This is a genomic window from Motilibacter deserti (genome assembly GCF_011250635.1).
GTDB classification, from domain to species: Bacteria; Actinomycetota; Actinomycetes; order Motilibacterales; family Motilibacteraceae; genus Motilibacter_A; species Motilibacter_A deserti.
On sequence record NZ_JAANNP010000207.1, the window covers coordinates 1 to 1,913 of the forward strand.

The 1,913-nt window shown below is 75.4% G+C and carries 3 protein-coding genes; 2 read left to right on the forward strand and 1 reads right to left on the reverse strand.

The genetic code is table 11. The annotated features are described in order from the left end of the window. On the reverse strand, positions 1 to 555 hold a 555-nt coding region (locus G9H71_RS22420; protein WP_166284969.1), incomplete at its 3' end, for an NAD(P)H-binding protein. Between the two features lie 101 nt (positions 556 to 656). On the opposite strand from G9H71_RS22420, the gene G9H71_RS22425 reads away from it, so the two are divergent. Together G9H71_RS22425 and G9H71_RS24805 are read left to right on the forward strand one after the other, a co-directional pair. Beyond that, positions 657 to 1,052 carry a winged helix-turn-helix transcriptional regulator gene (locus tag G9H71_RS22425; RefSeq protein WP_166284970.1) on the forward strand — a complete coding sequence of 132 codons (396 nt, stop codon included), beginning with the start codon at positions 657 to 659 and terminating at the stop codon, positions 1,050 to 1,052. Between the two features lie 201 nt (positions 1,053 to 1,253). Then, the coding region (locus tag G9H71_RS24805) for a PAS domain-containing protein (protein ID WP_331273203.1) at positions 1,254 to 1,913 on the forward strand (660 nt) is incomplete at its 3' end.

Consider the following 1,913-nt stretch of genomic DNA (forward strand, 5'->3'; position numbering starts at 1 on the left):
CAGGGCCTCGACGGCCGCGGCCGCGTAGTCCGCGCGCGCCGCGCCCGCCACCCGGCCGGTGCCGGCCGCGCCGAGGATCTCGCCGCGCTCGAGGTACTGCCCGAGCTGCGCGGTGTAGTTCTCGAGGTACCAGCCGTTGCGCAGCAGGGTGAACGGGACGCCGGACGCGCGCAGCGCCTCCTCGGTGGCCTTGTGCTCGGGTGCGAGCGGGTTCGCGGCCGTGTCGGCCTTGAGGATGCTCGTGTAGGCGACGCGCCCGACGCCCGCGGCCTTCGCCGCCTCCACCACGGCGAGGTGCTGCGGAACCCGCTGCCCGGCCTCGCTGCCGGAGATGAACAGCAGCCGGTCGACGCCTGCGAGGGCGGTGGCCAGCGTCTCCGGCTGCGAGTAGTCGCCCTCGCGCACGGTCACGCCCTGCTCGGCGAGGTCCGCGGCCTTCTCCGGGTTGCGGGCGACGGCGACCACGTCGGAGGCGGGGACGCCCCGACGCAGCAGCTCGGCGACGGCGAGGCGGCCGAGGTGCCCGGTGGCGGCGGTGACGGCGTACGTGGTCATGGGGTCTCCCGAGATCGGCGGCGAGCGAGTGCTTCCCGTTCTGCTGGCACTAACTGCAGGTTAGTGCCCTCCATTCCCGGTGCACCCCGTACGGTGGAGCCATGAGCGCGTGCGACACCGACCCGGGGCCGTCCCAGGAGCTCGTCGCGGACGTCTTCGCCCGCGGCTGCACGTCGCGCGCGACGCTCGAGGACATCGGGAGCAAGTGGGCGCAGCTCGCCCTGCTCGCCCTCGGCGAGGGCGGCTACCGCTTCAACGCGCTGCGCCGGCGGGTCGAAGGGGTCAGCGAGAAGATGCTGTCCCAGACGCTGCAGACGCTCGAGCGCGACGGACTGGTGACGCGCGACGTGGTCAGTGCGATCCCGCCCCGGGTGGAGTACGCGCTGACCCCGCTGGGCGAGCAGGTGGCCGGCCGGCTGCGCGAGCTCGCCGACCTGCTCGAGCGGTCGGTGCCGCAGGTGACGGCGGCGCGGGCGGCGTACGACAGCCGAGGCTGAGCTCGGCCGGCGAACCGCGTTCCCCGAGCCGGTCGAGGATCTTCGGGGACGAAGCGGGCTCACCCGGGCGTCCGCAGACCAGCACGGCCCTGACCAGCGGCGCGATCACCCGCACGCCGCGCGGGCACGCTCGGCGGCCACTACGCTGGACGGCGCAGACGCCGCCGACCGACGGCGGACCCGGGAGCGAAGGTGGCGCCAGTGGCCTCAGCGACGGACGGTGCCGCCGTCCGGACGTCCCTCGCCACGGGCATGCCACCCGAGCTCGCCCAGGTCGCCGGCGACGAGCCCGCCGCGGTCCTGCTGGTCGACCTGGCCGACCGCTCGGTGGTCTACGCCAATGTCGTCGCCGAGCAGCTCGTGCCCGGGGTCCGGCTCCCGGTCGGCATCGAGGCATGGTCCGACGCCGCGGCCCTGCTCGACCTCGACGGCAACGAGCTGTCGGACACCTCGCACCCGCTGACCCAGGTGGCCCGCTCGGTCCCGGTCGCCGGACAGGCCGTCTCCGCCGCCCGGGCCACCGACCTCGGCCGCCGGCGCGAGCCGATGTGGGTCGTCGGGCTGCCGATGAGCGGTGCGCCGCAGCTCGAGGGCCACGCGCTCGTCGTCTTCCTGCCCCTGCGCGCGCGCGAAGCGGCGGAGGCCGCCGCCACCGCCGCGCACGCCCAGGCCGAGCTGCGCGAGCGCGCAGTGCTCGCCACCGGCATGTCGTTCACCGTCGCCGACGCGCGCGCCGAGGACATGCCCCTCATCTGGGTCAACCCGGCCTTCACCGCGACGACCGGCTACTCCTTCGAGGAGGCCGTCGGGCGCAACTGCCGCTTCCTGCAGGGCGACGCCACCGACCCGGCCGCGCCGCGG

What these genes read in the sequence shown, in the direction of transcription:
- G9H71_RS22425 (WP_166284970.1), top strand. Translation starts at nt 657, where the DNA reads ATGAGCGCGTGCGACACCGACCCGGGGCCGTCCCAGGAGCTCGTCGCG.